General features: G+C 32.4%; 20 protein-coding genes and 2 tRNA genes. 13 read left to right on the top strand and 9 right to left on the bottom strand.

What is annotated here, in order from left to right; genetic code table 11:
* Positions 1-38: 38 nt before the first annotated feature.
* The 4 genes from CLV91_RS11240 (at position 39) to CLV91_RS11225 (ending at position 4,831) form a co-directional block, all read left to right on the top strand.
* On the top strand, positions 39-1,508 hold the full coding sequence (locus tag CLV91_RS11240) for an arylsulfatase (RefSeq protein WP_121067985.1): 1,470 nt from the start codon (positions 39-41) through the stop codon (positions 1,506-1,508).
* Positions 1,509-1,618: 110 nt separating this feature from the next.
* A complete protein-coding gene (locus CLV91_RS11235) occupies positions 1,619-3,331 on the top strand; it encodes a GMC oxidoreductase (protein ID WP_121067983.1) in 1,713 nt (570 codons plus the stop codon).
* On the top strand, positions 3,331-3,897 hold the full coding sequence (locus tag CLV91_RS11230; protein WP_121067981.1) for a gluconate 2-dehydrogenase subunit 3 family protein: 567 nt from the start codon (positions 3,331-3,333) through the stop codon (positions 3,895-3,897). Before CLV91_RS11235 ends, CLV91_RS11230 begins: the two co-directional genes overlap by 1 nt.
* Positions 3,898-3,913: 16 nt before the next feature.
* Positions 3,914-4,831 carry a hydroxypyruvate isomerase family protein gene (locus CLV91_RS11225; protein ID WP_121067979.1) on the top strand — a complete coding sequence of 306 codons (918 nt, stop codon included), beginning with the start codon at positions 3,914-3,916 and terminating at the stop codon, positions 4,829-4,831.
* A gap of 133 nt (positions 4,832-4,964) precedes the next feature.
* On the opposite strand, the gene CLV91_RS11220 is transcribed toward CLV91_RS11225, so the two are convergent.
* Positions 4,965-7,643, bottom strand: coding sequence for an outer membrane beta-barrel protein (locus CLV91_RS11220; protein WP_170146744.1), 2,679 nt, complete (start codon positions 7,641-7,643; stop codon positions 4,965-4,967).
* A 363-nt stretch (positions 7,644-8,006) separates the two neighbouring features.
* On the opposite strand from CLV91_RS11220, the gene CLV91_RS11215 reads away from it, so the two are divergent.
* From CLV91_RS11215 to CLV91_RS11200, 4 genes are all read left to right on the top strand, one after another.
* Complete coding sequence (locus CLV91_RS11215; protein ID WP_121067975.1) at positions 8,007-9,377, top strand: sulfatase; 1,371 nt, start codon at positions 8,007-8,009, stop codon at positions 9,375-9,377.
* 27 nt (positions 9,378-9,404) lie between these two features.
* The gene (locus CLV91_RS11210; RefSeq protein ID WP_121067973.1) at positions 9,405-10,895 is read left to right on the top strand and encodes a sulfatase family protein; all 1,491 of its coding nucleotides are present in this window, start codon (positions 9,405-9,407) and stop codon (positions 10,893-10,895) included.
* Positions 10,896-11,141: 246 nt separating this feature from the next.
* Positions 11,142-13,058, top strand: a complete 1,917-nt coding sequence (locus CLV91_RS11205; RefSeq protein ID WP_121067971.1) for an alpha-1,3-galactosidase-related protein — start codon at positions 11,142-11,144, stop codon at positions 13,056-13,058.
* Positions 13,059-14,519, top strand: coding sequence for an arylsulfatase (locus tag CLV91_RS11200; RefSeq protein ID WP_317124775.1), 1,461 nt, complete (start codon positions 13,059-13,061; stop codon positions 14,517-14,519).
* A gap of 97 nt (positions 14,520-14,616) precedes the next feature.
* Here the strand turns inward: CLV91_RS11200 and CLV91_RS11195 are convergent, their stop codons facing one another.
* The 5 genes from CLV91_RS11195 to CLV91_RS11175 form a co-directional block, all read right to left on the bottom strand.
* On the bottom strand, positions 14,617-15,876 hold the full coding sequence (locus tag CLV91_RS11195; protein WP_121067969.1) for an NAD(P)/FAD-dependent oxidoreductase: 1,260 nt from the start codon (positions 15,874-15,876) through the stop codon (positions 14,617-14,619).
* On the bottom strand, positions 15,876-16,184 hold the full coding sequence (locus CLV91_RS11190) for a 2Fe-2S iron-sulfur cluster-binding protein (protein WP_121067968.1): 309 nt from the start codon (positions 16,182-16,184) through the stop codon (positions 15,876-15,878). The genes CLV91_RS11195 and CLV91_RS11190 overlap by 1 nt, the downstream gene beginning before the upstream one ends.
* 6 nt (positions 16,185-16,190) lie before the next feature.
* Positions 16,191-17,354: a cytochrome P450 gene (locus CLV91_RS11185; RefSeq protein ID WP_121067966.1), complete on the bottom strand. Its 1,164-nt coding sequence runs from the start codon at positions 17,352-17,354 to the stop codon at positions 16,191-16,193.
* A gap of 336 nt (positions 17,355-17,690) precedes the next feature.
* Positions 17,691-17,763 (bottom strand) — tRNA-Lys (locus tag CLV91_RS11180).
* Positions 17,764-17,859: 96 nt separating this feature from the next.
* Positions 17,860-17,932: transfer RNA gene (locus CLV91_RS11175), tRNA-Lys, on the bottom strand.
* 138 nt (positions 17,933-18,070) lie between these two features.
* Here CLV91_RS11175 and CLV91_RS11170 point away from each other — a divergent pair.
* Complete coding sequence (locus tag CLV91_RS11170; RefSeq protein ID WP_121067964.1) at positions 18,071-18,586, top strand: shikimate kinase; 516 nt, start codon at positions 18,071-18,073, stop codon at positions 18,584-18,586.
* On the opposite strand, the gene CLV91_RS11165 is transcribed toward CLV91_RS11170, so the two are convergent.
* The 3 genes from CLV91_RS11165 to CLV91_RS11155 all read right to left on the bottom strand — a co-directional run bounded on the left by CLV91_RS11165 (position 18,578) and on the right by CLV91_RS11155 (position 20,122).
* Positions 18,578-19,075 (bottom strand): phosphoribosyltransferase family protein, encoded by a 498-nt coding sequence (locus tag CLV91_RS11165; protein ID WP_121067962.1) that lies wholly within the window; start codon positions 19,073-19,075, stop codon positions 18,578-18,580. The genes CLV91_RS11170 and CLV91_RS11165 overlap by 9 nt on opposite strands.
* A 107-nt stretch (positions 19,076-19,182) precedes the next feature.
* Entirely contained in the window at positions 19,183-19,764 is a 582-nt protein-coding gene (locus CLV91_RS11160) for a methyltransferase domain-containing protein (RefSeq protein ID WP_121067960.1), read from the bottom strand.
* Positions 19,751-20,122: an RNA-binding S4 domain-containing protein gene (locus CLV91_RS11155; RefSeq protein WP_121067958.1), complete on the bottom strand. Its 372-nt coding sequence runs from the start codon at positions 20,120-20,122 to the stop codon at positions 19,751-19,753. Before CLV91_RS11155 ends, CLV91_RS11160 begins: the two co-directional genes overlap by 14 nt.
* Before the next feature lie 79 nt (positions 20,123-20,201).
* Here CLV91_RS11155 and CLV91_RS11150 point away from each other — a divergent pair, with 79 nt between their 5' ends.
* From CLV91_RS11150 to CLV91_RS11135, 4 genes are all read left to right on the top strand, one after another.
* Positions 20,202-21,143, top strand: coding sequence for an FKBP-type peptidyl-prolyl cis-trans isomerase (locus tag CLV91_RS11150; RefSeq protein ID WP_147406417.1), 942 nt, complete (start codon positions 20,202-20,204; stop codon positions 21,141-21,143).
* Positions 21,144-21,396: 253 nt separating this feature from the next.
* Positions 21,397-22,806 (top strand): sulfatase, encoded by a 1,410-nt coding sequence (locus CLV91_RS11145; protein WP_170146743.1) that lies wholly within the window; start codon positions 21,397-21,399, stop codon positions 22,804-22,806.
* A gap of 10 nt (positions 22,807-22,816) precedes the next feature.
* The gene (locus CLV91_RS11140; RefSeq protein WP_121067953.1) at positions 22,817-24,388 is read left to right on the top strand and encodes a putative Ig domain-containing protein; all 1,572 of its coding nucleotides are present in this window, start codon (positions 22,817-22,819) and stop codon (positions 24,386-24,388) included.
* Positions 24,389-24,438: 50 nt separating this feature from the next.
* Positions 24,439-25,902, top strand: a complete 1,464-nt coding sequence (locus CLV91_RS11135; RefSeq protein WP_121067951.1) for a sulfatase family protein — start codon at positions 24,439-24,441, stop codon at positions 25,900-25,902.

Here is a 25,902-nt window from a genome sequence, read left to right as displayed (position 1 = left end):
CAAATAGAAAATAAATTTTATAGTGTATTATTAATTTTATGAAATTAGAGCTAAATAATAGGAGTATTTATATACTAATTTGTATTCTCAATACAGTATTGTTTTTATCATGCCAGAATGATAAAAGTAAAGTTGTTTCAAAAGCTAGTAAGCCAAACATTATCTATATTCTTGCCGATGATTTGGGCTATGGAGATCTAAGTTCTTATGGCCAAGAAAAATTCCAAACTCCCAATATTGATAGGTTGGCAGAAAGAGGAATAAAATTTTCCGAACATTATAGCGGATCCACGGTATGTGCGCCATCTAGGTCTTCATTAATGACTGGTCAACATACAGGGCACACTCCGATTAGAGGAAATAAAGAAATAAAAGGAAGAGAAGGGCAAACTCCAATGCCCGCAGGTTCTGTTACTATAGCAGAAATATTAAAAGGCGCGGGATATAGTACAGGAGCTTTTGGAAAATGGGGGCTCGGGTATATAGGCTCTGAGGGAGATCCCATAAATCAAGGTTTCGATACTTTTTATGGTTATAATTGTCAAAGACAAGCGCATAGATATTACCCTACGCATTTATGGAAAAATGATAAAAAAGAAATGTTAGAGGGGAATAATTTAACTAATATAGTTACATATGCTCCGGATAAAATTCAAGAAGAAACTTTAAAATTTTTAGAGGACAACAAAGACAAGCCATTTTTTGCATATGTACCTTTGGTATTGCCTCATGCAGAACTAATTTCTCCGAACGATAGTCTATTACAAAAGTATATTGGTAAATATGATGAGGTTCCATATAAAAATGGTTCTGACTATGGAAAAGATATTGTAGAAGCCAAGTATTGCAATACAGAAACACCCTATGCAGCTTTCGCCTCTATGGTAGATAGGATGGATATTTATGTAGGCCAGATAATAACAAAGGTTAAAGAATTGGGTATTGAAAATAATACAATAATTATGTTTGCTAGTGATAACGGACCGCATGCAGCAGGTGGTGCTAGTCCAGAATATTTTAATAGCGCTGGAGGATTAAAAGGAATAAAAAGAGATTTGTATGAAGGCGGAATACGCTCTCCTTTTATTGTAGTTTGGCCTAAGAAAATTAAACCAGGAATAACAACTAATCATATTTCTGCTTTTTGGGATGTAATGCCAACAGTTTCAGAAATAGCGAATATAGATACACCTACTAATACTGATGGAATTTCTTTTTTACCAACACTTTTAGGCCAAGAAAAACAGGAACAACATACATATTTGTATTGGGAGTTTAACCATAAAGGCGGTAGGCAAGCAGTAAGAAAAGGAAAGTGGAAAGGGATTTTATATAATGCTATTAAAGACCCAAAAGCTAAATTAGAACTATATGATTTATATACAGACGCTACAGAATCTAAAAATGTGGCAGATGAGAATCCAGAGATTGTAGCAGAAATAGAGCAAATTATTAAGGAGTCTCATGTAGACTCAGAATTATTCCCTTTTAAATTAAAATCTATTTGATTTATATAATTAAACATATGAGGTAGGTATTAGAATTTAAAATTCCGAATATGCAATATGGGTTTTACTAGGCATTACCATAAGTTTTAAATAAGAAACAAAACAAAAAAATGAATAAATTTTATTTTAACGAAGAACAAGATTCTTATGATGCAATAGTTGTAGGAACAGGTATTAGTGGCGGTTGGGCTGCAAAAGAGTTGTGTGAACAAGGTTTAAAGACATTAGTTCTTGAGCGTGGTAGAATGGTAGAACATATTACAGATTACAAAACTGCTAATTTAGATACCTGGGACTTTCCTAATGGAGGCAAGCTTACTAAAGAAGATAAGGCTAAACAGCTTAAACAAATAAGAACTGGCAGAGTTAATAATGCAGATGCTAATCATTGGTTTGTTAATGATTTAGAGCACCCTTATAAAGAAACTAAACCTTTTGATTGGGTTAGAGGTTACCATGTTGGTGGTCGCTCAATAATGTGGGGGAGGCATAGTTACCGTTGGAGTGAAATAGATTTTGAAGCAAATAAAAAAGACGGTCATGGAGTAGACTGGCCTGTACGTTATAAGGATATTGCTCCTTGGTATGATAAGGTTGAAACTTATATTGGAGTTTCTGGAGAAAAAATGAACTTACCTCAGTTGCCAGACGGACAATTTTTGCCAATGATGGAGCACAATTGTGTAGAACAACATTTTAGAGATAAAGTTTACGAAAACTTAGATGGTAGAGTTGTAACTGCGGGTAGAATAGCTCATATAACGGGAGATAAACCTTTTGAAGGTAGAACTAAATGCCAATTTAGAAACCGTTGTGCCAGAGGATGCCCTTTTGGAGGGTATTTTAGTAGTAACTCATCTACATTACCTGCGGCAGAACGTACTGGAAATTTAACTCTAAGACCTGATTCTATTGTGTCTGAAGTTATTTATGATCCTAATACCAAAAAAGCATCTGGGGTAAAAGTAATAGATAGGTTAACAAAAGAAGAGTTTGTTTTTAAAGCAAAAGTTATTTTCTTATGCGCTTCATCCATGGCAACAGCATCTATTTTGTTGCAATCCAAATCGGATCGTTTTCCAAATGGTTTAGGGAATGATTCTGATCAAGTTGGTAGAAACGTAATGGATCATCATTTAGGAACAGGAGCAAGTGGTAAGTTTGATGGTTTTGAAGATAAATATTATAAAGGGAGAAGGCCAGGAGGTGTTTATATTCCAAGATTTAAAAACCTAGGAGGAAAATCTAATAGTAAAAACTATGTTAGAGGTTTTGGTTTTCAGGGAGGAGCCAGTCGTAAAAACTGGAAAGACTCTATAGCAGAATTTAGTATGGGAGCTCAAATGAAAGACGAGCTTTTAAAACCTGGAGGGTGGACAATGGGTATAGGTGGTTTTGGAGAAATTCTACCATATGAAGATAATAGAATGACATTAGATTATAATACCTTAGATGGTTGGGGTTTACCAACAGTAAATTTTAATGCAGATATAAGAGATAATGAGCTTAAAATGCGGGAAGATATTATTGTTAATGCAGCCGAAATGTTAGAAAAAGCAGGTTTTAGAGATGTAAAAGCACGTGATGGTGGCTATAATATGGGACACGGTATTCATGAAATGGGAACGGCACGTATGGGAAGAGACCCTAAAACCTCTGTAGTTAACGGACATAATCAAATACATGCAGTACAAAATGTTTATGTAACAGATGGTGCTTTTATGGCATCTTCTAGTTGTGTAAATCCGTCATTAACTTATATGGCTTTTACAGCAAGAGCTGCAAATCATGCAGCGCAAGAACTTAAAAAAGGAAATATATAATGGATAGAAGAAAAGCATTATTAAAAATGGGAATGTCAATGGGCTACGTAGTTGCAGCACCTACCTTCCTAACTATATTACAAAGTTGTAAAGGAGAAAAGGAAGTATCTTGGATGCCTACTTTTTTTAGTCAGAACCAAGCATTAATTCTTGTAAATGCAATAGACGCTATCCTACCTAAAACAGATACGCCATCTGCCTCGGAAGTAAATGTTCATATTTTTTTAGATCAGTTTGTTAATGAGGTAATGGAAATTAAACAACAAGACCAGTTTAAATCTACATTAGATATTTTGGCTGTAGATACTCTTAAAGCATCCGGAAAGAATGAAATAAAAGAATTAACACCAGAAGATATAGCACCAATTTTAAGAACAGCATTAGAATCTCCTAAGGATAATAAAGAGCTTTCGTTTGTGAAAAATATTAGAGACTTAACTATTTGGGCCTATAAGTGTAATGAATATATTGGAGAGGAAGTTTTAGCATATTTACCTGTTCCAGGGCAATATGTTCCGTGTGGTACCATAGAGGAGTTAACAAAAGGAAAAGCATGGTCTATATAACTATAAATAGAAACTAATGAAAAGAAGAGGCTTTATTCAAAAAACAGCATTATCTGCAGGAGCAATTACCTTGGGTTCTGGTGCAGCTTTTGCAGCTAGGAAAAAAGAAGTATCTAAAAAGCATAATTTTAATTTAAAATATGCTCCACACATAGGGATGTTTAAACACCATGTAGGAGAGAATCCTATTGATCAGCTTAATTTTATGGCAGATCAAGGCTTTACAGCATTTGAGGATAATCTTATGCGTAAAAGGGATGTTGCTCTTCAAGAGAAAATGGCAAACACTATGCAAAAAAGAGCCCTAGAAATGGGAGTTTTTGTTGCTGTGTTTTTAAAAGAAGGGAATGTAGCATCTGGGGACGTAAAAAGTAGAGAAGCTTTTTTGAACTACTGTAAAGAATCTGTTGAAGTAGCAAAAAGAGTAAATGCAAAATGGATGACTGTAGTTCCTGGTAATGTAGCAAAAAAGGTTAGAGGAGCATACCAAACTGCAAATGTAATAGAGACTTTAAAACAGGCTTCCGCTATATTTGAACCTCATGATTTAACAATGGTTTTAGAGCCATTAAATTTTTATAACCATCCTGGAGCTTTCTTAACAGAATCTCCACAAGCATATGAAATATGCAAGGCAGTAGATTCTCCATCCTGTAAAATTCTATTTGATATTTATCACCAACAAATTCAAGAAGGGAATCTTATTCCTAACATGGATGCTTGTTGGGATGAAATTGCATATATACAAATAGGGGATAACCCTGGGCGTAAAGAACCAACAACAGGAGAAATAAATTATAACAATGTTCTTAAATTTATCCATGGAAAAGGATACCAGGGAATATTAGGAATGGAGCATGGCAATTCTAAGCCAAATAAAGAAGGAGAGCAGGCTGTGATAGATGCATATAAAAAAGTAGATAATTTTATGTAATAGTGAGTGTTATAAATACACTATGTTTTCAGAAAAAACTGTGCAGAAGAATAATTCTTTTTGCGCAGTTTTTTAATTTTTACATACATAATGAGATACTGTAATAGTATCTAATGGTATCTTTTATATAGGATTACTTCTTTTTTCCCCTGTTTAATCTGTGTGTAAAACTTAAAATAATATATCTTCCAAGACTTTCAGAGGTGGTCTCTTCAAAAAAGTTAATGGTGCTATTACGATAAATATCTACATTTTTATCTAATAAATCTATAAGAACTAATTTTAGAATATCATTCTTTTTATTAGAAAAAGCATAAGATAAAGTAGCATTCCATAAAGGAAGCTTTTGGTCCGATGAAAATTTATTATCCTTGTAAATTATATAATCAAACTGTGTGTTGAAATTTAATTTTTTAGTAAAGTCATAATCAACCATAGAATAATATTGTTGTTTTGAAAATTTTCGGTCTAAATCATTCTCAATAGAAAAACCTGTATTATTAATACTATAGTTAGCTCCTGCTTTTACATCTATAATTCTTTTATTGTTGTTCTCTAAAATTAAAGAGAAAGAGTAGTCTTTAGTATCTACTTGGTTAGACTGTAAATTAATTATAGAGTTAGATGTTGTAAATAAATTTCTATTTTTTAAGGTGTAACGTAGCCCTATTTTTTTCATTCTTTTACTAAAACTTAAAGAAGAACTAAATCTACTTTTTTGTCCGTTATTAGCATAGCTGGTAGTTTTAATGAAGTCATCATCTACGGCAATACTTCTGGTTATCCCATTATTAGAATGTTGGTATTGTATTCTGGTATTAAAGTTTATTCCGGACTTAAAATTATGAATAATACTAAGTAATGAAAATAAGTTTATTTTTTCTGGCTTTAAATCCGGATTTCCTTTGCGTATGCTAAATGGGTTTAAATCGTTTATAACAGTAGAACTTTCATAGGAATTAGGAGTTTTTATGGTTTTTTTATAGGAAAATCTGTATCGCTGTCCTTTTTTTGGTTTGTATTGTAAAAAGGTGACAGGGTTAATATAGGAGTTGCTTATGGTTATGTAAGGCTCTTTTTTTACTCCAAATAGTCTATCTATGTTTTGTAACTCTACACCTATATAACTATTAAATTTTGGAATATTATAGGCATGTGCCAATCTAGTTTGGTAGCTATTTAAAACGTGTTTATAGTCATACAGTAAAATTTCTTCTTCAGAGGTTGTTTTAATAGTGGTTTTATATTGATTTACATCTTCACCTCTTCGTTCATTCTTTATGTAAGATTCTAGTTTTAAAGAATTATTGCCTCCTAAAGGTTCCGTGTATTTAAAATTTATGTTATTAATGTTGGTACGAGTACTTTCATCTCTTAAAGTATTTATTTCTCGAGAACTTTTGTTGTTGTTTTGTAATCCCCTTTCTATAAAAGTGTTTTGATTGTTATTTAGTTTAAAAGTGTTTAAAGAGGTGTTAAAACCAATATTAAAGTTACGTCCGGAGTCATTTAATTTTTGAAAATAATTTAAAGATATATTACTAAGAGTTTTATTTCTTTCAATAGTATTTTTATTAAAATTTGTAGTTGCTAGGATGCTGTCGGAAATAAAATATTGTCCATCTCTCTCTGTTTCAGAAACTACATTGTCTGCTCTAAATTGTCCTTTAATAAAAAGTCTGTAATTCTTATGTGATTTATTTTTGTAGTTAAGATTTAAATTATGGTTATTTGTGCTGTTACTATAATAATTATTTGCCTTGTAATCAAAATTGTTATTATTAGAAAATGTAATTCTTTTAGAATTAGAGTTGCCATTATTTTCAGAAAGATTGTAAAAATAATCTACATTAAAATCTTCTTTCTTTTTAAACTCATGTCCTATATTAAACCCCGCAACCCCCGTTTTAAGAAAACCACTTAAGCTTTTTGTTCTTTTTGCAGAATTAGAATCCTCTTCTTCAGATTCGTCTATACCATTGGTATTTTTTAAAAACCCTTGAATATTAGAACCTGTAACATTGATGTTATTAAATTTTCCAATAACTGCAAATTGAGTTTTACTAGAGAATTTATTATAATTTAGATTACTAAAATATCTTTTATCTAGGCCAATACCTGCAGAGGCTTTACCAAATCCCTTACTTTTTTTTGTTTTCTTTAAAGTAAAGTTTATTACAACCTCTTTGTTGCCATCTTCTACACCAGTTAATTGCGATTCTTCACTCTTTTGGTCAATAATTTCAATTTTGTAAATATCGTCTGCCGATAAGTTTTTTAACACAACAGCTGGGTCACCTCCAAAAAATTCTTTACCATCGACCATAATTTTAGCAACATCATTACCTTGGGCATTTACCTTACCATCAGAATCTATATCTACTCCAGGTAATTTATTTAATAACTCTTCTAAGTTGTCGTCTGGATTTGTTTTAAACGAACTAGCACTAAATGAAACAGTATCTTGTTTTATTTGTACGGGAACTACTGCAGTTAAGGTTATGCCATCTAACTCCATTAGATCTTCTTCAAGAATAATTGTTCCTAAATTTATTTGTGAGTTAGAATAGGTTATGTTTTTAAAATAAGATTTAAAACCAAGAGAGGATAACTGTAGTAAATAAGAATTGGGAGGTACTTCCTCAAAGCTAAAATTACCATCAAAGTTACTTATTGTATATTTTATATAGGTAGAATCTTTAGGGTGTAATAAAGTTATAGCAACGGCTTCTATAGGCACTTCATTATTATCTATTACAGACCCAATAATAGCATCTAAAGAAGATTGAGCAATAGATAAATTTGAGTTCATATAAATGTATCCAAGAATTAAAAGACGGATTATTAATTTTAATTTCATAAACGTTAAAAGAATAGTTTTAAGAAGTATTAAAAATAGTTACGCATTATTGTTATTATGTCTTAGAGAATAAATAAATTGTAGTTGCTGTAAAAGTATATAGATCACTTTTTTTAGACTCTAAAGCATTACCCTATTTAGATAACATATGGTTTTATAGACTTTTTTAAAGTAGTATTTACTTAGACATACATTTTCTATACTTATAACCACAAAATTCAAGTATAAAAGGGGCATATTTACATGTTAGCGAAAGTGTAATAAGTTTTATTTCCTGTTTATATAGTAATTGTATATTAAATATTAATAGTAATAATGAGCAAAATTGTAAGAGTAGTACTCGTTTTTTTTATTTTATTGCCAATTTTGGCATGTAAAGAAAAGGTAGAGAAAAAAGGAAAAGTTGCAGAGGTAAAGAAGCCTAATATTGTATTACTTTTTGTAGACGATTATGGATGGTCAGATGTTGGTTATAGAAATCCAATTTTTAATACCCCTAATCTAAATAAGTTAAAAGAAGATGGTTTAGATTTTTCTAGAGCATATATACCTACGCCAACCTGTAGCCCTAGTAGACTTTCTATTCTTACGGGAAAAGAAGCAATACGTCTTGGAATGCCAAGACACATTTCTATAGACCCAAAAGACCCAGACGCGGAGTATAATTTATGGCCAACAGATCCTGTACAAAGGCCTTCAAGAAATTATTTGCCATTAGAAGAAGTTACCTATGCAGAAAGGTTAAAAGAATATGGTTATTATAATTATTTTGTTGGTAAATGGCATTTAGGACATAAAGGGCGTTATCCAAAAGATCAAGGCTTTGATGCTGAATTTGGAACCACAGATCATGGGCATCCAAAGAGTTATTATTATCCTTTTTTTAAAGATGGTGATCCTAATGGTTTTATGAAAAATTATAAGGAAGGAGATTATTTAACAGATGTACTTACAGATGGCGCAGTAGATTTTATAAAAACGTACGATAAAGAAAATCCGTTTATGCTTTCCTTTTGGTATTATTCTGTACATGGACCATCTATTGGAAGGAAAGATTTACTTAAAAAGCATCAAGATGCTGGTTTAGAGGGTAAATATGCGCACCATGCCGCAATGGTAGAAGCCATGGATGAGTCTGTTGGGAGAGTAAGAAAAGCTTTAGAAGAAAAAGGAATTGCAGATAACACAGTTATTCTAGCAATCTCGGATCAAGGAGGTGCCTATACAAATGCGCCATTAAGTGGAGGTAAAAAAGGAGGGAATACCTTAGGTGAAGGAGGAGCAAGGGTTCCTTTTATTGCTTATTACCCAGGAGTTACTAAAGCCAATGCGGTTTGCGAAATTCCAATACAAACCATAGATGTTTACCCTACTTTAGTAGAGATTGCTTCTGGAGAAAAATGTACTGATAAACAAATAAATGGAGTTAGTTTAATGCCTTTGTTACAAGGAAAAACTATTGCTAAAAGAAATCTTTATTTTTTTAGAAGTTATGAGGATCAGTATGCAGCTGTTATAGCAGGAGATTGGAAACTAATAAAATACCATAGCGGAAAATTTCAACTTTTTAATGTAGCTAAAGATATTAGTGAAAAAGACGATTTAATAGGAAAAGGTTTGGCTATTGAAGAGCAACTAAAAACGGATATAGCAGCTTGGGAGAAAGAAGCTGTTCCAGAATACTAATAGAAGACCTTTAAAGAAGTACATAAAATGATACATAAAATAATTGTAGGATTGCTTATTATTTGCTCTTTTCAGCATATAGTTTCCCAAAAAAAGAAAGAGGAGCAACCCAATATAATTTGGCTAATGGCCGAGGATATAAGTTTAGATTTAGAAGTTTATGGTATGCAAGCTGTAAAAACCCCTAACCTAAATAAAATGGCAAAAGATGGGGTTTTGTTTACTAATTGTTTTGTAACAAACCCTATTTGTTCTCCAAGCCGTTCGGCAATGCTAACAGGAACGCATCAAGTAAAAATTAATGCCCATCATCATAGAAGTAATAGAGAAATTCCTTTAGATGAAAACTTTAAACCATTTACCTATTGGCTTCGTGAGGCTGGTTATACTTGTATTTTAGGTAATCATGGTGTTATGAATAAAGGAAGAAAGATTGATGCTAATTTTAAACATGAACCAATAGGGCCCTGGGACGGAAAAACAAAGTTTGGTGTGTTTGATAAATATGATGAATTTAAAAAAGAAGACCAACCATTTTTTGCGCAAATACAATTGCAAGTAACACATAGAGGAGACTGGTGGAATGAGGTTCGTGAAAAATCCAAGCATCCAGTAGATCCAAATAAAGTAGTGCTTCCTGAGTATATGGCAGATCACTCTACTATTCGTTTAGATTGGGCAAAATACCTTGACCAAATGGAATATATGGATAATGAGGTAGGAATGATTTTTAAAGAATTAGAAGAAAAAGGAATAGCAGATAATACTATTGTTATTTTTATAGGGGATAATGGTCGTTGTAATATTAGAGGAAAAGGGTATTTACATGATCCAGGATTGCATATCCCTTTAATAGTTTATGCACCTAAAGGTTTACAAGGAACTAAAGTTAGGGAAGATGTTGTAAGTGCTACAGATATTACAGCAACTGTATTAGATTTTGCAAACATAGAAGTTCCAAAGTACATGACAGGGAAACCAATGTTTAATAAAAATTTTCAAAGAGAGTATGTATACGGAGCTAGAGATTTATGGGATGAAATAGAAGAAAAATCTAGGGCAATTACTTCTGGAGAATGGAAATACATAAGAAATGATAAGCCAGATGTACCTTATGATGCACACCAGGCATATTTAGAATTTTATAGACCAGCTGTACATGTAATGCGAAAATTGAATAAGGAAGGGAAATTAAATGAAAAACAAAAATTCTTTTTTAATCCAGAAAAACCTGCCGAAGAATTATATCATTTAAGTAAGGATCCAATGGAATTAACAAATTTGGCGAGCAATCCTTTATATGCTGATATTTTAAACAAAATGAGAAAACAAACTTTAGAGTTTGATGTGCAAATGAAACCTGTTAGTAAGCTTTATGAACCAACTATAGTAAAAGGGAATGAAGTTATTAAATGGGTTAAGGCAAATGACCCAGAAGTATATAAGCAAATGTTAGACGGAGTAGAAATAGGGTATAAAAAATATACAAAAGCATATAAAGAAAGTATTAAAGAATAGAATCTAGTTTTTATCGAGTATAATTTACCTAAAGAAAAAAGGATAGTACTTAAATTAGGGTGTGAAAATCATAGAACTTAAAGGAACTAGTTTTTTAATAAGAAATAATGTTTAATGTCTTGTAAGTCTATTGTTTAATGAGTTTTGAAATTAATTTTATTTACCGTTAGACACAAAATATGTACTACTATACACATATATGCATAAGTTAATAAAGATATTTATCCTCTAAAATATACACTAAATATGACCTTATTTAAGAAGAACAAAAAAAGTTCTGTAAAGCTAATTTTGGCATCTACATTATTATTCTTAGCCACTATATTAAGTATTAGTTGGTTATCACAAAATGTAAATAAACAAGTAGTAGTATTTAATACTTCTATTTCTGAAGATGCTACCCCTAAAGTTTTAGAGAGAATTTTAAATGCAGATGCAAAACCTATTTCTGAAATTAAATTTGAAAAAGGAACGTATCATTTTTATCCAGATAAGGGATTAGAAAAATTTGTTCATATTTCTAACCATAATGATGTTATTGTAAGAACAGCAATGCCAATTTTTAATTTTAAAAATTTAATTATTGATGGTCAAGGTTCTACTTTTATTTATCATGGAAGAATGATTCCATTTTTAATAGATAATTCTAATAACATAACCGTAAAAAATGTTACTGTAGATTGGGCAGATTCTTTTCATAGTGAAGGTAAAATTGTTGCAAATGATACTACTAAACATACTTTTGATATGGAAATATCAGAGGAATACCCTTATGAAATTAGAAATGGCCAATTAATATTTGTTAAAGAATATTACGAGCACCATTTAGGGCAATCCATTTTGTTTGATCCTAAGCGAAAAGGAATAACCTTTGATACTGAAAAGTATACTCCTTTAAATCAGTTTGGTAAAATTGAAATTAGTAGGAATGTAGATAAGGTTTCTTATAAATACCCTGTAGATAAATTAGAACCAGAATTTAGAATTATAGGTAGGGAAAATGCACTTACAGTAGAGGAGATAAAACCAGGACTTGTTCGCATACATAATACCAAAGGTGATTTGCCACCGGTAGGCAACATATTAGTATGTAAAGGGGAACAACATGAGAATAGGTTGGCTCCTGCGTTTAGAGTAACACATACTTATGGTTTTAATGCTACTAATGTTAATGTACACCATGCAGGCGGTATGGGCTTAATTGCAGAAAATTCTGCAGACTTAATTCTAGATAGTTTCAATGTGACACCTTCCAATGGAAGAATGGTATCTACTACTGCAGATGCAACCCATTTTGTTGGCTGTAGAGGAAAAGTAGAGTTAAAAAATTGTACGTTTAATAATCAGTTAGACGATGCTACAAATGTGCATGGAACCTACCAAATAGTACAAGATATAAAAGATGAATTTACTATTGGGGTAAGAATGGGGCATTTTCAGCAACAAGGATTTGTAATAGGAAAAGCAAACGACACTATAGGGTTGGTAAGACTTTCTAATTCTTTTTTTCCATATAATAAGCTTACTATAAAAAATATCAAAAAAATTAATAGCAGATATCAATTAATTACGTTTAATGAAAAATTACCTGCAGATTTAGAAGAGGGAGATTTATTAGAGAACTTAGATGCGTACCCAGAATTACTTGTAGAAAATTGTACTATAAGCAATAATAGAGCCAGAGGATTACTACTATCTAGCCCTAGAAAAACGGTAATAAAAAACAATTTTTTCAGTACAGAAATGGAAGCAATATTAATTCCTATAGAAAGCGGACATTGGTATGAGTCTGGTAGTGTAGAAAATTTAGAAATAGTAAATAATACATTTCAAGATTGCCAGCATAGTGGTTTTAATAGAGGTGTAATCCGTTTTGATACGGATGATGATAACCAAAATACTGCCTTTAAAAATGTAGCTATAACTAATAATGTTTTTAATCAGTTTGATAATTTAATACTTCAGGTTACTAATATAGATGGTTTGCTATTTGAAAATAATACGATTACTAATTCAGGTACTTTTCCGCAATTACATCCAAAAAATCCTGCAATTAGAATAAGCCATTCCAATAACATTAAATTCAGAAAGAATACTTATAAAGGAAAAGCAAAGACAATTTTAGAAAAAGATGATTCTTTAAAAAGTTTAAAATTTAAATAGATGATGGTAAAAAGAATATTATTTGCTTTACTAGCCATTCAGTTCTTTTCTTGTAAAGAGGCAAAAAAAGAAATTGCAGTAACAGAAAATGGGGAGGTAAAAAAGACACCCAATATTATTTACATATTGGCAGACGATTTAGGCTATGGAGATTTAAGTAGTTATGGACAAAAGAAATTTAATACGCCTAATATAGATAAAATGGCAGCTAATGGTATAAAATTTACTAACCATTATAGTGGTGCTGCAGTTTGTGCTCCTGCTAGGTCTTCATTAATGACAGGGCAGCATACTGGCCATACTCCAATTAGAGGTAATAAAGAAGCTAAAGGTGGTGGGCAAACGCCACTGCCAGTAAATGCTATAACTATTGCAGAAATGCTTAAATCTGCAGGTTATGTAACAGGTGCTTTTGGTAAATGGGGGTTAGGTTATACGGCTACCGAAGGAGACCCAAATGCCCAAGGGTTTGATGAGTTCTATGGGTATAATGACCAAAAGATGGCGCATAGATATTACCCTCCTTTTTTATGGAGAAATCAAGAAAAAGATTCTTTAAAAGGAAACGATTGGACTAATACGGTTACCTATGCACCAGATGTGATACAGGAAGAGACCATGAGTTTTTTAGAGAACAATAAGGATAAACCTTTCTTTGCATATATACCATTAGTATTACCGCATGCAGAGCTTATTTCTCCTAAAGACTCTATTTTAAAAAAGTATGAGGGCAAATTTATAGAAAAGCCACATTTAGTTACTTCAGACAAGTATACTTCAGATTACGGTCCAGATATGGAGTATTTTAAATATTGCCCCCAAATGACACCCAATGCTGTTTATGCATCTATGGTAGATAGGATGGATGTTTATGTTGGACAAATTATTGATAAAGTAAACGATTTGGGTATTGCCGATAATACTATTATAATGTTTGCTAGTGATAACGGGCCCCATGGAGAAGGAGGTGCAGATGTGGAGTTCTTTGAAAGTAGTGGAGGGTTAAGAGGTAAAAAAAGAGATTTATACGAAGGAGGTATCCGTTCTCCGTTTATTGCTTTATGGCCTGGAAAAATAAAGAAAGGCTCTATTTCGGAACATATTTCTGCTTTTTGGGATGTAATGCCGACAGTAGCAGAAATAGCAGGAATAACTTCTAATCTAGAAACAGATGGTATTTCGTTTTTGCCAACATTATTGGATACTAAAAACCAAAAAAAGCATAAATATTTATACTGGGAATTTGGCATTAGAGGAGGTAGGCAAGCAATACGTATAGGTAATTGGAAAGGGGTAGTATATGATGCTTTAAAAGGTGAGAATGGTACTTTAGAGTTGTATAACCTAGAAGAAGATGGTAAAGAGGAAAAAAATATAGCAAAAATACATCCAGAAATAGTAAAAGAAATGAAAGAGCTTTTAGTATCAGTCAGAACAGAATCTAAAATTTTCCCTTTATAGGCGAAGGGAAAATAAAAATACTAAGCTGTTCCGAGTCAGCACTAGTGAGTTTTTTAAGTTAGTTCATAAATCGGTCTTTAACAAGACCGATTTTTTTTTAATCTTCTAGAAGTAAGTTTACAGGTTTAAATACAGTTTCTGAATCTGCTAATTTCTCTTTATTTACCTTAGTATTCCCTTTTATAAACTTAGTACCTATAACATATGCTTTAGCATTGTTAACAGCATCTACAGCTAATAGAGTATCCTCTTTAAAATACCAAACAGAAAAACTATCTCCGTAGGTTCCTTCTCCAGATTCTTTTCTTAAAATTATTTCATTATAACCTTGCGAAAGTCCTACCATTTGTAATTTTACATGGTATTGATCAGACCAAAACCATGGAATAGTGTTATACTTCGTTTCCTTATCGCAAATTGCAGCAGCAGCCACCTTAGCCTGGTCTATTGCATTTTGTACAGATTCTAATCGTAGGTTGGTGTTGTAATGTGGATTATGATGGTAAGAACAATCTCCAATGGCAAAAATGTCATTGTCATTTGTTTTTGTAGTTTCATCTACACAAATACCATTTTTACATAAAATTCCAGATTCTTCGGCAAGTTCTTTATTTACAAATATACCTACGCCAACAATAACAATATCCGCTGTAAAATTAGAACCGTCAGCACAATTAATGTAATTCTTATTGTCTTTATGTTCAATAGAAGTAACATTTTTAGAAGTAAGAACTTCAACGCCATTATCATGATGAAGTTGCTTAAAAAAAGAAGACATTTCTGGAGCTGTTACTCTTGCTAAAATGCGCTCTTCTCTTTCTAATACAGTTACGCTAGCTCCTAATTTCTTTAAAGAAGCGGCAGTTTCTAATCCAATATATCCTCCACCTATAATAACAACTTTCTTGCTGTTACTTTTAGATAGAGCTATACGAATGCTGCTAATATTTGCAGCTGTTCGTATTGGAAATAAATTCTTTGCAGATTCAATTCCTGGTATAGGAGGGATAATTGGTCTGGCTCCAGATGCTATCACCAATTTGTCATAGGATTGTATAGAGCCATCTCCAAGTACTACATTTTTCTCTTCACGATTTATTGCCTGTACAGTAACACCTAATTGTAAAGCAATATTCTCTTTGGTATAACTATCTGCAGAGCGCAATTGATTTTTTTCAATACTATCTCTACTAGTTAAATATGCTTTAGAGAGTGGTGGGCGATGGTATGGTAATTCAGGGTCAGAATCATATAAATGTATGGAACCTTCCCAACCTTCTTTACGTAAGTTAAAAGCAAGATTAACACCAGCATGACTAGCACCAATTATAACACAAGTTTTAGTATTTGTAGACATTATTTAGCAACTTTCAATACAATGCCATCTATTGCATCACTAATTTCTAATTGGCAACAAAGTCTGCTATATTCATCAGTATTGTCATCTAGCTCTAACATATCGGTTTCTATTTCGCTAGCTTCCCCAGTCTTGGCTATATCTTCAGGAGCTACATGAACGTGGCATGTTGCACAAGAGCATACGCCACCACAGTCGCCGTCTATTCCTTTAATATTGTTTTCAACAGCAAGTGCCATTACAGAACCAGAAGTTCCTTCTAATGTTATTTTTTCATCGTCGCTTGTAATAAAAGTTATTTTTGCCATAATTTTTTAAACAGTTTTAGGATTAAATTTTACTTGAATACTATCGTAACCAACCTTACGCTTAAACTCATCTAAGTCTTCAATATTCTCTTTATATTCTAAAATTTCTATAGATTGTACTTTTTCAGATAAAGTCTTTAGTAGTATTCTCATTATTTGGCGTGCATGTGTTGCACCTAAACAATTATGATGACTAAAACCAAAACCAACATGAGGATTAACCTTACGATCTAAAACAATTTCATTTGGGTTTTCAAAAACTTTCTCATCTCTATTTGCAGAAGCCCAACATAAAGAAACACGTGTATTTGCTTTAGCAGCGTGCTCACATACATGAGTGTCTTCTGTAACTACACGTCCCATTTGTGTTAATGGGGAAAAGTAACGTACTAGTTCTTCAACGGCATTATTAATTATTTCTGGTTCTTTATGTAATTTCTCTAAAGATTCAGGGTGTTCGGCTAAATATGCTATAGAGTTTGTAATAGTATTAATCACCGTATCTCTACCTCCTGCAAAAGTTAAAATCATTATACCTTTAACTTCTTCTTTGTTTAGTTTTCTGCCATCATATTCAGAATCTAATAATTTTGAATATAAATTCTCAGAAGGGTTTTTTATAGCTTCCTCTATTTGTTCTTCAATATAATTATATAGAATATTAGCTTTATCGCCATCTAAAGCTTCTCCTTCACTTCTAAAAACATGTGTACCCCAAGAAATCCAAGTTTCAGATTCAGTAAAAGGAGTATTTAATAATAGGGTTAATGCTCTAGATTGTAATGGTAAAGAAAAAGAATTTACCACTTCTAAAGTACCTGTTTTAAGTGCTTCATTAACAGAGTTTGTAATTATTTCTGTTAATTGTTTCTCATATTCTGGTTGTAAAGGTCTCCTAAACCAAGGTTCTACTATAGCTCTGTAATCCTTATGTTCAGGAGGGTCTACTTCAAAAGGTATTTGCCGAGTATCTCTAATATTTACTTCCGAAGGGACTACTATACGCCCTGGTTCTGCACCAGATTGAAAAGTTTTCCAATTATGGGCAGTTTTTCTAACATCTTTATGCCTTAAAAGCATAGTTACAGGATCATCTTGGTCATTCATTTTACCGCATCCGCTCTCTAAACGGGCCTTTTCAAAAGGATCTGGAAGACTACTTTTTTTCATAAGGATAGTATGTTAAATAAAGCAATGTTTATTATTGCTAGTTACGTTCTTACAAAAATTGGTATTCTTTAGTGTTTATTTATATGCTATTTTGATTAATTAGTAGCTTATTTTGCGTATTATGACAATAATTATCTCTATTTAGGTTAGGATAGATTATGTTTTTGGCTTTTTTATTAAACATTTCTTGTTTTATATGGTGTAAATTTTAAAACCTAAAACAAGCTTTATTGCTACGAGAGGTAATTAATTATTTAAATAAAACTAGATGTTTTCTTAATTTTTAATAAAAAGAATAAAATTATAAATTTAATAGTAAATGGGTAGGTAATATAGTGACCTGGCTGGGGCTCGAACCCAGGACCCTCTCCTTAAAAGGGAGATGCTCTACCAACTGAGCTACCAGGTCAAAATTTTGAAGAACTTATGTGGTTTTTATAAAAATAAACAGAGCACATATTTAAATAAAAAAACCTCTTTAAATAAAGAGGTTTTTAAGTATCTGTGACCTGGCTGGGGCTCGAACCCAGGACCCTCTCCTTAAAAGGGAGATGCTCTACCAACTGAGCTACCAGGTCAAAATATAAAGAACTAAAATCCTTATTGCGGGTGCAAATATAGTACGTTTAATTAATTTAGCAAGGAGATTTTAAAGAAATTTTAAAATTCTTTGAATTGATTATTAATTAGCTGAATTTTGTAAAAAAAAATACTGCATGAAAATTGTTTTAGTAGGCTATATGGGTAGTGGTAAAACTACTGTAGGTAAGTTACTTGCAAAAAAAAGGAACCTCACTTTTATAGATTTAGATAATTATATAGAAGATTCTGAGAAAAAAACAATCTCAGAGATTTTTAAAGAAAAAGGGGAGATTTATTTTAGAAAAAAAGAACTTTATTATTTAGAAGAGGTGTTAAATATTAATAAAAATATAGTTCTTTCTACCGGAGGGGGTACTCCTTGTTATGGTGTAAACATGAATACAATACTTTCTGCAACTAAAAATGTGTTTTATATAAAGGTGGGTATTAATGAGTTGGTAAAACGCCTTTCTTTAGAGAAAGAGCATAGACCATTAATTAAAAATATTAAGGATGAAGAAATGCCAGAATTTATTGGAAAGCATATGTTCGAAAGAAGTTTCTTTTACTCCAAAGCCCACCATACGTTAACTACAGATAATACAACTCCAGAAGAAACAGTAGAAACTATTAAGTCATTATTAGTCTAAAAAAACACTATCATTATTAGCTTCTAGAGTAACATTTACATGTTCTTGTAAAGAGGTAGATAAAGAAATTCCTTTATAATCTGCTTTTACAGGATATTTTTTATGATTTCTATTCACCAAAACGGCTGTTTTTAATTGTTTTAAAGGAGTTTTTAAAAAATGGTGAACACCATAAATTAAAGTTGTTCCTGAATTTAAAACATCATCTACTAATACTACAGATTTGTTTTGGTATTTATTCTCTGGTATAGAGGTGGTTACGCCGCTTTTTAAAGGGTCTGTTTTATCCATCATAACTTTGCATAAAGTAATTTCTGCATCTGTTATTTTTCGTAGTATAGTTTGAATTTTTTTTGCAAACTTTAAACCAACACCATCAATACCAGCAATTATTATTTCTTTTTCATCCACATTTGCTTCAAAAATTTGATAAGAAATACGTTTTATTTTATGCTGTATTTGTTTGTGAGATAATATTGTGTTTTTCATAGTCTGCTATAATTTACTCGATAATCGAGATTTAAATGCTCCGGGGCTTGCCTCGAAATCAAAATTAGTTTCCAAATAAATGCCTCGAAGGCTTGCCCCGAGGTAGTTTACTTCTCAAAGATAAAAAAGAGTTCTTTACCTGCTCTAGGTAAAATAGAATTTGATGCTTTTTCAAGTGTTTTTATAGTAAATAAGTCTTGAAATAACGTAATGTATTCTTCTATGTTGCCACCAAATGGAGGGCCTTTTTCTGTTTTTGGAAAGTTAAATAGGAGCCCTGCAAGTTTTCCTTTATTTGCTAATAAACTATGCATTTTAATTGCATAATTTGGGCGAAATTCAGGAGAAAGTGCACAAAAAAAAGTTTGTTCTAAAATTAAATCAAACCCATTTAATTTTAGATTAAAAAAATCTTCTTGTATTAAATGTTCTACTGGAAAAGTAGGAGCTACCTTTTTTATATGATCTAACGGTTGCTCAGCTATATCCACAACAAAAACATTTTTAAAACCTTGTTCATGTAAATATATAGGTTCATACCCTTTACCTGCTCCAGGAATTAAAATTTTTATATTTTTATTTTCTAATTGGTCTATATAGGTTTTTAATGGAGTAGATATGTAACCTATATCCCAACCAGTATCTTTGTTCTCATATCTATTCTCCCAAAATTCTTTATTCAGATTCATCTAAGTAATCTTCAATTTCTCTTCTATCTTTTTTGGTAGGCCTTCCTGCCCCTTTTTTTCTATAATAGTCTTTTGCATGTTGTAAAAGCTCGTCATGAACAAACGCTTCTTTTGGTGTGGTGTCTTTTCTGTAAATGTCTACTAGTTTAGCTCCTACACGACTTTTAGGAGTATCTAGCACGGTAAGTTCGTAGTTAATTTGATTTTTACGAACAATTAATTTATCCATAGGATATACTTCCCTAGAAGGTTTTACTACTTGCTCATTTACTTTAATATGCCCTTTTTTACATGCAGTGGTTGCAATGTTTCTGGTTTTAAAGTATCGTATACTCCATAAGTATTTATCTACCCGCATTCTTGAATTAAAAATCTTTGTTAACGTACTCCACAAAAATAAGGGAAAATTGTATCTTCGGCGTTTAAATTATTTTTTAATGAGAATGAATAAGTTTTTAACACTAGTAGTAATAACTATTATTGCTTGGTCTTGTAATAATGATGATGATGGGGTAGAAGCCATTCCATTAAGACTTCTTAGTGAGGTTGCAATAGAGGATGATGCCGAAATTATAGAATATTTAAAGACACACTTCTATAATTACGAGGAATTTGAAAGTAAACCAGAAGGCTTTGATTACCAAGTAAAGATTGATACAATAGCAGGTGATAATGCAAATAAAATTTCATTATTTGACTCTCCAGAATTAAAAAGTGAAGTGATTGAGGTAGATTCTGATGATTTTGGTTTAACTGAAAAAGAAACAAATATTAAGCATACGCTATATTACATAGTTGCTAATAAAGGGGATGATAACCAAGGAGTACAGCCAACTGCCATGGACTCTACTTTTGTAACCTATGAAGGAAGACGTTTGAGTAACACTATTTTTGATAGTGCAGATGCTCCAGTTTGGTTTGATATGGTTTCAACTGTAAGGGGTTTTGGTAAAGGTGTAGCAGGTTTAAAAGCAGGTGGCGAGGTAGAAGAGAACGGAGATGGTACTTTTACCATTCTAGATCCAGGTGTAGGAGTTATTTTTATGCCATCTGGCTTAGCCTATTTTTCTGGTACGCAGCCAGGACTTTCTTATTCGCCAATAATTTTTAAGGTTAATTTATTTCGTGTAGAAGAATCGGATCATGATAGAGACGGCGTACCAACTTGGAAAGAAGATAGAGATGGAGATTCTAATCCAAGAAATGATGATACCGATGAGGATGGAGGGCCAGATTATTTAGATACCGATGATGATGGAGATTTTACACCAACCAATGAGGAGATAAGAAATGATTCTGGGGAAATAACAAATCCAGATTCTTATCCAGGAACTGAAAATGGAGGTACAGCAGATTATTTAAACCCTGATGTGAATTAAAAAAAACATATCTATTAGAAACTAAAAAAGCCAGAAAGTAATTTACTTTCTGGCTTTTTTAGTTTCTAGAGTTATTTAATTTTCTGTAGTTGTATTAATGGCAATAACATAAAGATGTTGTTAATTAATGTACTAAGGGATACAAGAAAAACACTTGTTATTTTCTTATAGAGACAATTCATAAACGTACACAGACAAAAAAAATAGATGTATTTCTTTTCTTCGTATGGAAGAAAAGTAAATGCAAAGAAAAATGAAAATCAGCAAAATAGTAGGGTTAGTCTTTCTTGCACTAACAAGTTGTGTTAGTAGTCAGCAAAAAACAGCAGAAAAGCCCAATGTTCTATTAATAATGGTAGATGACATGAATGACTGGGTAGGTGCTTTTGGTGGGCATCCACAGGCTATTACACCCAATATGGATAAGTTGGCAAGCAAGAGTGTTGTTTTTAAAAATGCGTATTGTTCAGCTCCATTATGTAATCCTTCTAGAACAAGTTTATTAACTGGGTACTTACCTTCTAGAACTGGAGTTTACGGAAACATAGAAAGGTTTAGGGAAATTAAAGGTTTTGAAAATACAGTAACTCTCCCTCAGTATTTTGAACAAAATGGATATACTACTACAGCGGCTGGTAAAATTTTTCATAGTCCAAGAGGAACAAAAGTAGAACCAAGACCAGGGAGTGATCCTGGGTCTTTTCAAAAAGAACATAAAGGCGGATTAGGGGTTCAATATCCAGAAGACAGGTTTACCCATGGAATTATTTTTAAAAGAGCAGGTGTAAAAGGAAGTAAAACTAGATCGTTTGATTGGGGTGGAGTTGCTATTCCAGATGAAAAAACACACGATTGGAAATCTGCAGACTATATAGCTTCTTTTTTAAAAGAACAGTATGATAAACCATTTTTTGCCGCTTGTGGTGTTTTTAGACCTCATTTACCATTGTATGCACCACAGAAATATTTTGATTTGTTTAAGGAAGAAGATATAATTCTACCAAAAATTTTAGAAAATGATATAGAAGATGTTGGGAAAATTGGAGGTAACTGGGCTGGTTCTAATTTGCATAATGAAATTTTAAGAAATAATAAATGGAAATCTGTAGTAAAGGCGTATTTGGCGAATTTAGCATATGCAGATGCTTGTGTAGGTCATCTTTTAGACAATTTAGAAAAAAGCAATTATAAGGATAATACCATAATCATTTTAATGGGAGACCATGGATGGCATTTAGGGGAAAAAGAACACTGGTCTAAGCAAACGTTATGGGAAGAGTCTGCAAAAACTCCTATGTTACTTTTTGACCCTAGAAATAAGAAAAAAGGAACAAGTGTAAGAACGGTTTCGTTGTTAGATGTATACCCTACTTTAATTGAGTTGTGCGGGCTTCCAGCAAAAAAAGATTTAGATGGTCATAGTTTTAAAAGACTAATAACCAATCCTAAAGGTGAATGGAAGCATGCTGCTTTGACTACGAAACAGGAGGGGAATCATTCTTTACGTAATGAAACATATAGATATACCCAATATTCTGATGGTTTTGAAGAGTTGTATGACCATAGGATAGACCCAATGGAATGGACTAATATAGCATTAGAACCATTAAATAAAGAGGTTATTCTTAGTTTTAGAAAAGAGTTAAAAGAAGTCTTAAAATAATACATTCCATATGAAAAAAATTATACTACTTATTATTCTTGTTGTAACTGCTTGTAAGCCGTCTGTAAGTACAGAAATATATAAACCAGAATATGGGGAAGGAAAATATATTTTAACGCCTAAAGAAGATGTAAATGTAAAAATAAATGGACCAAAAATATTTGGAGTTCGCCCTAGTTCCCCCTTTTTATATACAATTCCTGCAACAGGAAAACGCCCTATAGAGTTTAGTGCAGAAAATCTTCCAGAGGGCTTGTCTGTTAATAAAAGTACAGGAGTTATTAGCGGAGAAATTAAGGATATAAACGAAAAAGAATATCAAGTTTCGCTCATAGCATCCAATGCATTAGGAAACACTAAAAAATCATTTAAAATTGTGGTGGGGCAAACTATATGTTTAACACCTCCTTTAGGATGGAATAGCTGGAACTGCTGGGGGGCAACAGTTACACAAGAAAATGTAATTGCATCTGCCAAGAGTATGGTAAGTAAAGGACTAAAAAATTACGGTTGGTCTTATGTTAATATAGACGATGCTTGGCAGTCTCATAGAGGGGGAGAATTTAATGCCATTCTATCCGATTCTATAAAATTTCCAGATATGGAATCTTTGTGTAACGAAATCCATGAGATGGGACTAAAAGTAGGTATTTACTCTTCTCCGTGGGTCACTACATATGCTGGTTATATAGGTGGGTCTAGTGATTCTGAAAATGGATACTGGGACCAAACGATGAACGATAAAAAACTTAGAAACAAAAGGACATATACAAGAGTGGCAAAATATACTTTTGATGAAGAAGATGCTAAACAATGGGGAGAATGGGGTGTAGATTATTTAAAGTACGATTGGAACCCTAACGAACCCGCGAGTACCATTAGAATGGCGAATGCCTTAAAAAATAGCGGTAGGGATATTGTGTATTCTTTATCTAATACAGCTCCTATAGAAAATGCAACTCTTTTTGGAGAAGAAGTTAATTGCTTTAGAACTTTTGGAGATTTAAAAGATCGTTGGGACGGAAAGGGTTCTCATAAGAGTATACGGGATGAATGGGTAGCACATAGAGATTGGATGGAAAATGGATTTGCAGGAGGCCCAGGTCATTTTCCCGATCCAGATATGTTGGTGGTTGGTGATGTAAATGGAGCCGGAAAATTACAACCTTCTCGTTTAACCGCAGATGAACAATACTCGCATGTTTCTCTTTGGGCTTTATGGGCAGCACCAATGCTTATAGGGTGTCCTATTGAAACCATGGATGATTTTACTTTGAATTTATTAACAAACTCTGAGGTCTTAGATGTTCACCAAGATGAAGTAGCAATTCCGGGTAAAACTATATTTCATGATGAGCACATGGAGATAGTGGTAAAAGAACTTTCTAATGGAGAGAAGGCGGTTGGTTTATTTAACCTGAAAAAGGAAGACCAAGTAATAACCCTAGATTGGGATAAGGCTGGGTTAGTAGGTTCTAGAAGTTTATACGACGTTTGGCGTAAAAAAGAAATAGGATTATATCAAGATAAATTTTCAGCAAATGTTCCGTCTCATGGCGTCGTGTTTGTAAGAATAAAGTAGAAAGTTTATTATTTAAAATTACTCAAATATCACATTAAAATAAATAATATATGAAAATTAATGTCTTGCAAATATTTGCAATGTTAGGTCTGGTTGTTACTTCTGGCTGTATAGCCCAAAAAGGAATAAGTAACAAAAAGCCCAATCTTATCATTATTCATACAGATGAACATAATTTTAGGACGCTCAGCTGTTATCAAAAAATACTATCAGAAGAACAGGCTTTCGTATGGGGAAAAGGAAATAATTCTACCACCCCGAATATAGATAAGTTAGCGAATGAGGGTGCTATTTGTACTAGTTACTACGCATCATCACCCGTATGTACACCATCAAGAGCATCTCTAGTTACAGGCTTATATCCTCAAGCAACGGGAGCGCCAAAAAATGGACTTCATATTAGTGAAGATATTCCAACTTTTGCAACCATTCTAAGAGACCAAGGTTATGCTACTTCTTACGTCGGTAAATGGCATTTAGCAGGACATGCAAAATATACTTTTAATATTAAATATAAAGCGGGGTTTGAAGATAATAGATATATGATGCGTGGTGGTCATGCACCTTACTTTCATATTACTGCTGACGGTATTAAGGGAATAAATGAAAAAATGGCTGCGAAGTTTCCAAAAGAAGAGGTAGAGCATTTAACAGATTATTTTACCGATAAGACTTTAGAGATTTTAGAAAGAGATAAAACAAAGCCATTTGCCATAATGCTTTCTATTCCAGACCCGCATACACCGGATTATGCAAAACCTCCATATAATACAATGTATAAGGACATGGATGTGCAAGCCCCGAAAACAATGGCTACAGAATATACCGCTATAAAACCTTCTTGGGCAAAAGGAGATAAAAAGGATAAAAATGAAGGGAAAGAATTTAATAAAATAGCATTACGCCAATATTTTGGAATGGTTAGTCATATAGATGATAGTGTAGGGCGCATTCTAGATTTTTTAGAAGAAAATAATTTATCAGAGAATACTATTGTTGTTTTTACTTCGGATCATGGCGATATGTTTTTTGAGCATAACAGGCGTAATAAAGGAGTGCCTTATGAGGCTTCTTCCAGAATTCCTTTTGTAATTCGTTACCCAGATAAAATTAAAGCCAAAAAAGTAATAAATACAGCATACACTAATGTAGATTTTGCACCTACAATTCTTAGTATTATGGATATAAAGAGTAATGCTAATTTTCATGGTTTAGATACTTCTGATGATTTTTTAAATAGTAAAAAGAATATAACTTCTGATAGGATTACATATTTCGCTAAGTCTGGCGGTTGGTGGGTTTCTGCAGTCAATAATAGATATAAGTTGGTTTTAGATAAAAAAGAAAAACCTTATTTGTTTGATTTGGAAGTGGATCCAGATGAGTTAGTAAACTTTTATAATCATAAAGATTATGAAGGAATTGCTAAAAAAATGCATACAGAATTATTTAGCCAGATGAAGAAATATGACGAACCTGGTTTAAAAAATAAGCAAGCTTATATAATTAAATAA

Origin of the sequence: Maribacter vaceletii (genome assembly GCF_003634105.1) — a bacterium.
Classification (GTDB): domain Bacteria; phylum Bacteroidota; class Bacteroidia; order Flavobacteriales; family Flavobacteriaceae; genus Maribacter_B; species Maribacter_B vaceletii.
This window is presented reverse-complemented; position numbering and strand designations above follow the sequence as displayed.

Bases quoted from the DNA above. Each gene is read 5' to 3' on its own strand.
- CLV91_RS11240 (WP_121067985.1), top strand. From the start codon at position 39: ATGAAATTAGAGCTAAATAATAGGAGTATTTATATACTAATTTGTATT.
- CLV91_RS11235 (WP_121067983.1), top strand. From the start codon at position 1,619: ATGAATAAATTTTATTTTAACGAAGAACAAGATTCTTATGATGCAATA.
- CLV91_RS11230 (WP_121067981.1), top strand. From the start codon at position 3,331: ATGGATAGAAGAAAAGCATTATTAAAAATGGGAATGTCAATGGGCTAC.
- CLV91_RS11225 (WP_121067979.1), top strand. From the start codon at position 3,914: ATGAAAAGAAGAGGCTTTATTCAAAAAACAGCATTATCTGCAGGAGCA.
- CLV91_RS11220 (WP_170146744.1), bottom strand. From the start codon at position 7,643: ATGAACTCAAATTTATCTATTGCTCAATCTTCTTTAGATGCTATTATT.
- CLV91_RS11215 (WP_121067975.1), top strand. From the start codon at position 8,007: ATGAGCAAAATTGTAAGAGTAGTACTCGTTTTTTTTATTTTATTGCCA.
- CLV91_RS11210 (WP_121067973.1), top strand. From the start codon at position 9,405: ATGATACATAAAATAATTGTAGGATTGCTTATTATTTGCTCTTTTCAG.
- CLV91_RS11205 (WP_121067971.1), top strand. From the start codon at position 11,142: ATGACCTTATTTAAGAAGAACAAAAAAAGTTCTGTAAAGCTAATTTTG.
- CLV91_RS11200 (WP_317124775.1), top strand. From the start codon at position 13,059: ATGATGGTAAAAAGAATATTATTTGCTTTACTAGCCATTCAGTTCTTT.
- CLV91_RS11195 (WP_121067969.1), bottom strand. From the start codon at position 15,876: ATGTCTACAAATACTAAAACTTGTGTTATAATTGGTGCTAGTCATGCT.
- CLV91_RS11190 (WP_121067968.1), bottom strand. From the start codon at position 16,184: ATGGCAAAAATAACTTTTATTACAAGCGACGATGAAAAAATAACATTA.
- CLV91_RS11185 (WP_121067966.1), bottom strand. From the start codon at position 17,354: ATGAAAAAAAGTAGTCTTCCAGATCCTTTTGAAAAGGCCCGTTTAGAG.
- CLV91_RS11170 (WP_121067964.1), top strand. From the start codon at position 18,071: ATGAAAATTGTTTTAGTAGGCTATATGGGTAGTGGTAAAACTACTGTA.
- CLV91_RS11165 (WP_121067962.1), bottom strand. From the start codon at position 19,075: ATGAAAAACACAATATTATCTCACAAACAAATACAGCATAAAATAAAA.
- CLV91_RS11160 (WP_121067960.1), bottom strand. From the start codon at position 19,764: ATGAATCTGAATAAAGAATTTTGGGAGAATAGATATGAGAACAAAGAT.
- CLV91_RS11155 (WP_121067958.1), bottom strand. From the start codon at position 20,122: ATGCGGGTAGATAAATACTTATGGAGTATACGATACTTTAAAACCAGA.
- CLV91_RS11150 (WP_147406417.1), top strand. From the start codon at position 20,202: ATGAGAATGAATAAGTTTTTAACACTAGTAGTAATAACTATTATTGCT.
- CLV91_RS11145 (WP_170146743.1), top strand. From the start codon at position 21,397: ATGAAAATCAGCAAAATAGTAGGGTTAGTCTTTCTTGCACTAACAAGT.
- CLV91_RS11140 (WP_121067953.1), top strand. From the start codon at position 22,817: ATGAAAAAAATTATACTACTTATTATTCTTGTTGTAACTGCTTGTAAG.
- CLV91_RS11135 (WP_121067951.1), top strand. From the start codon at position 24,439: ATGAAAATTAATGTCTTGCAAATATTTGCAATGTTAGGTCTGGTTGTT.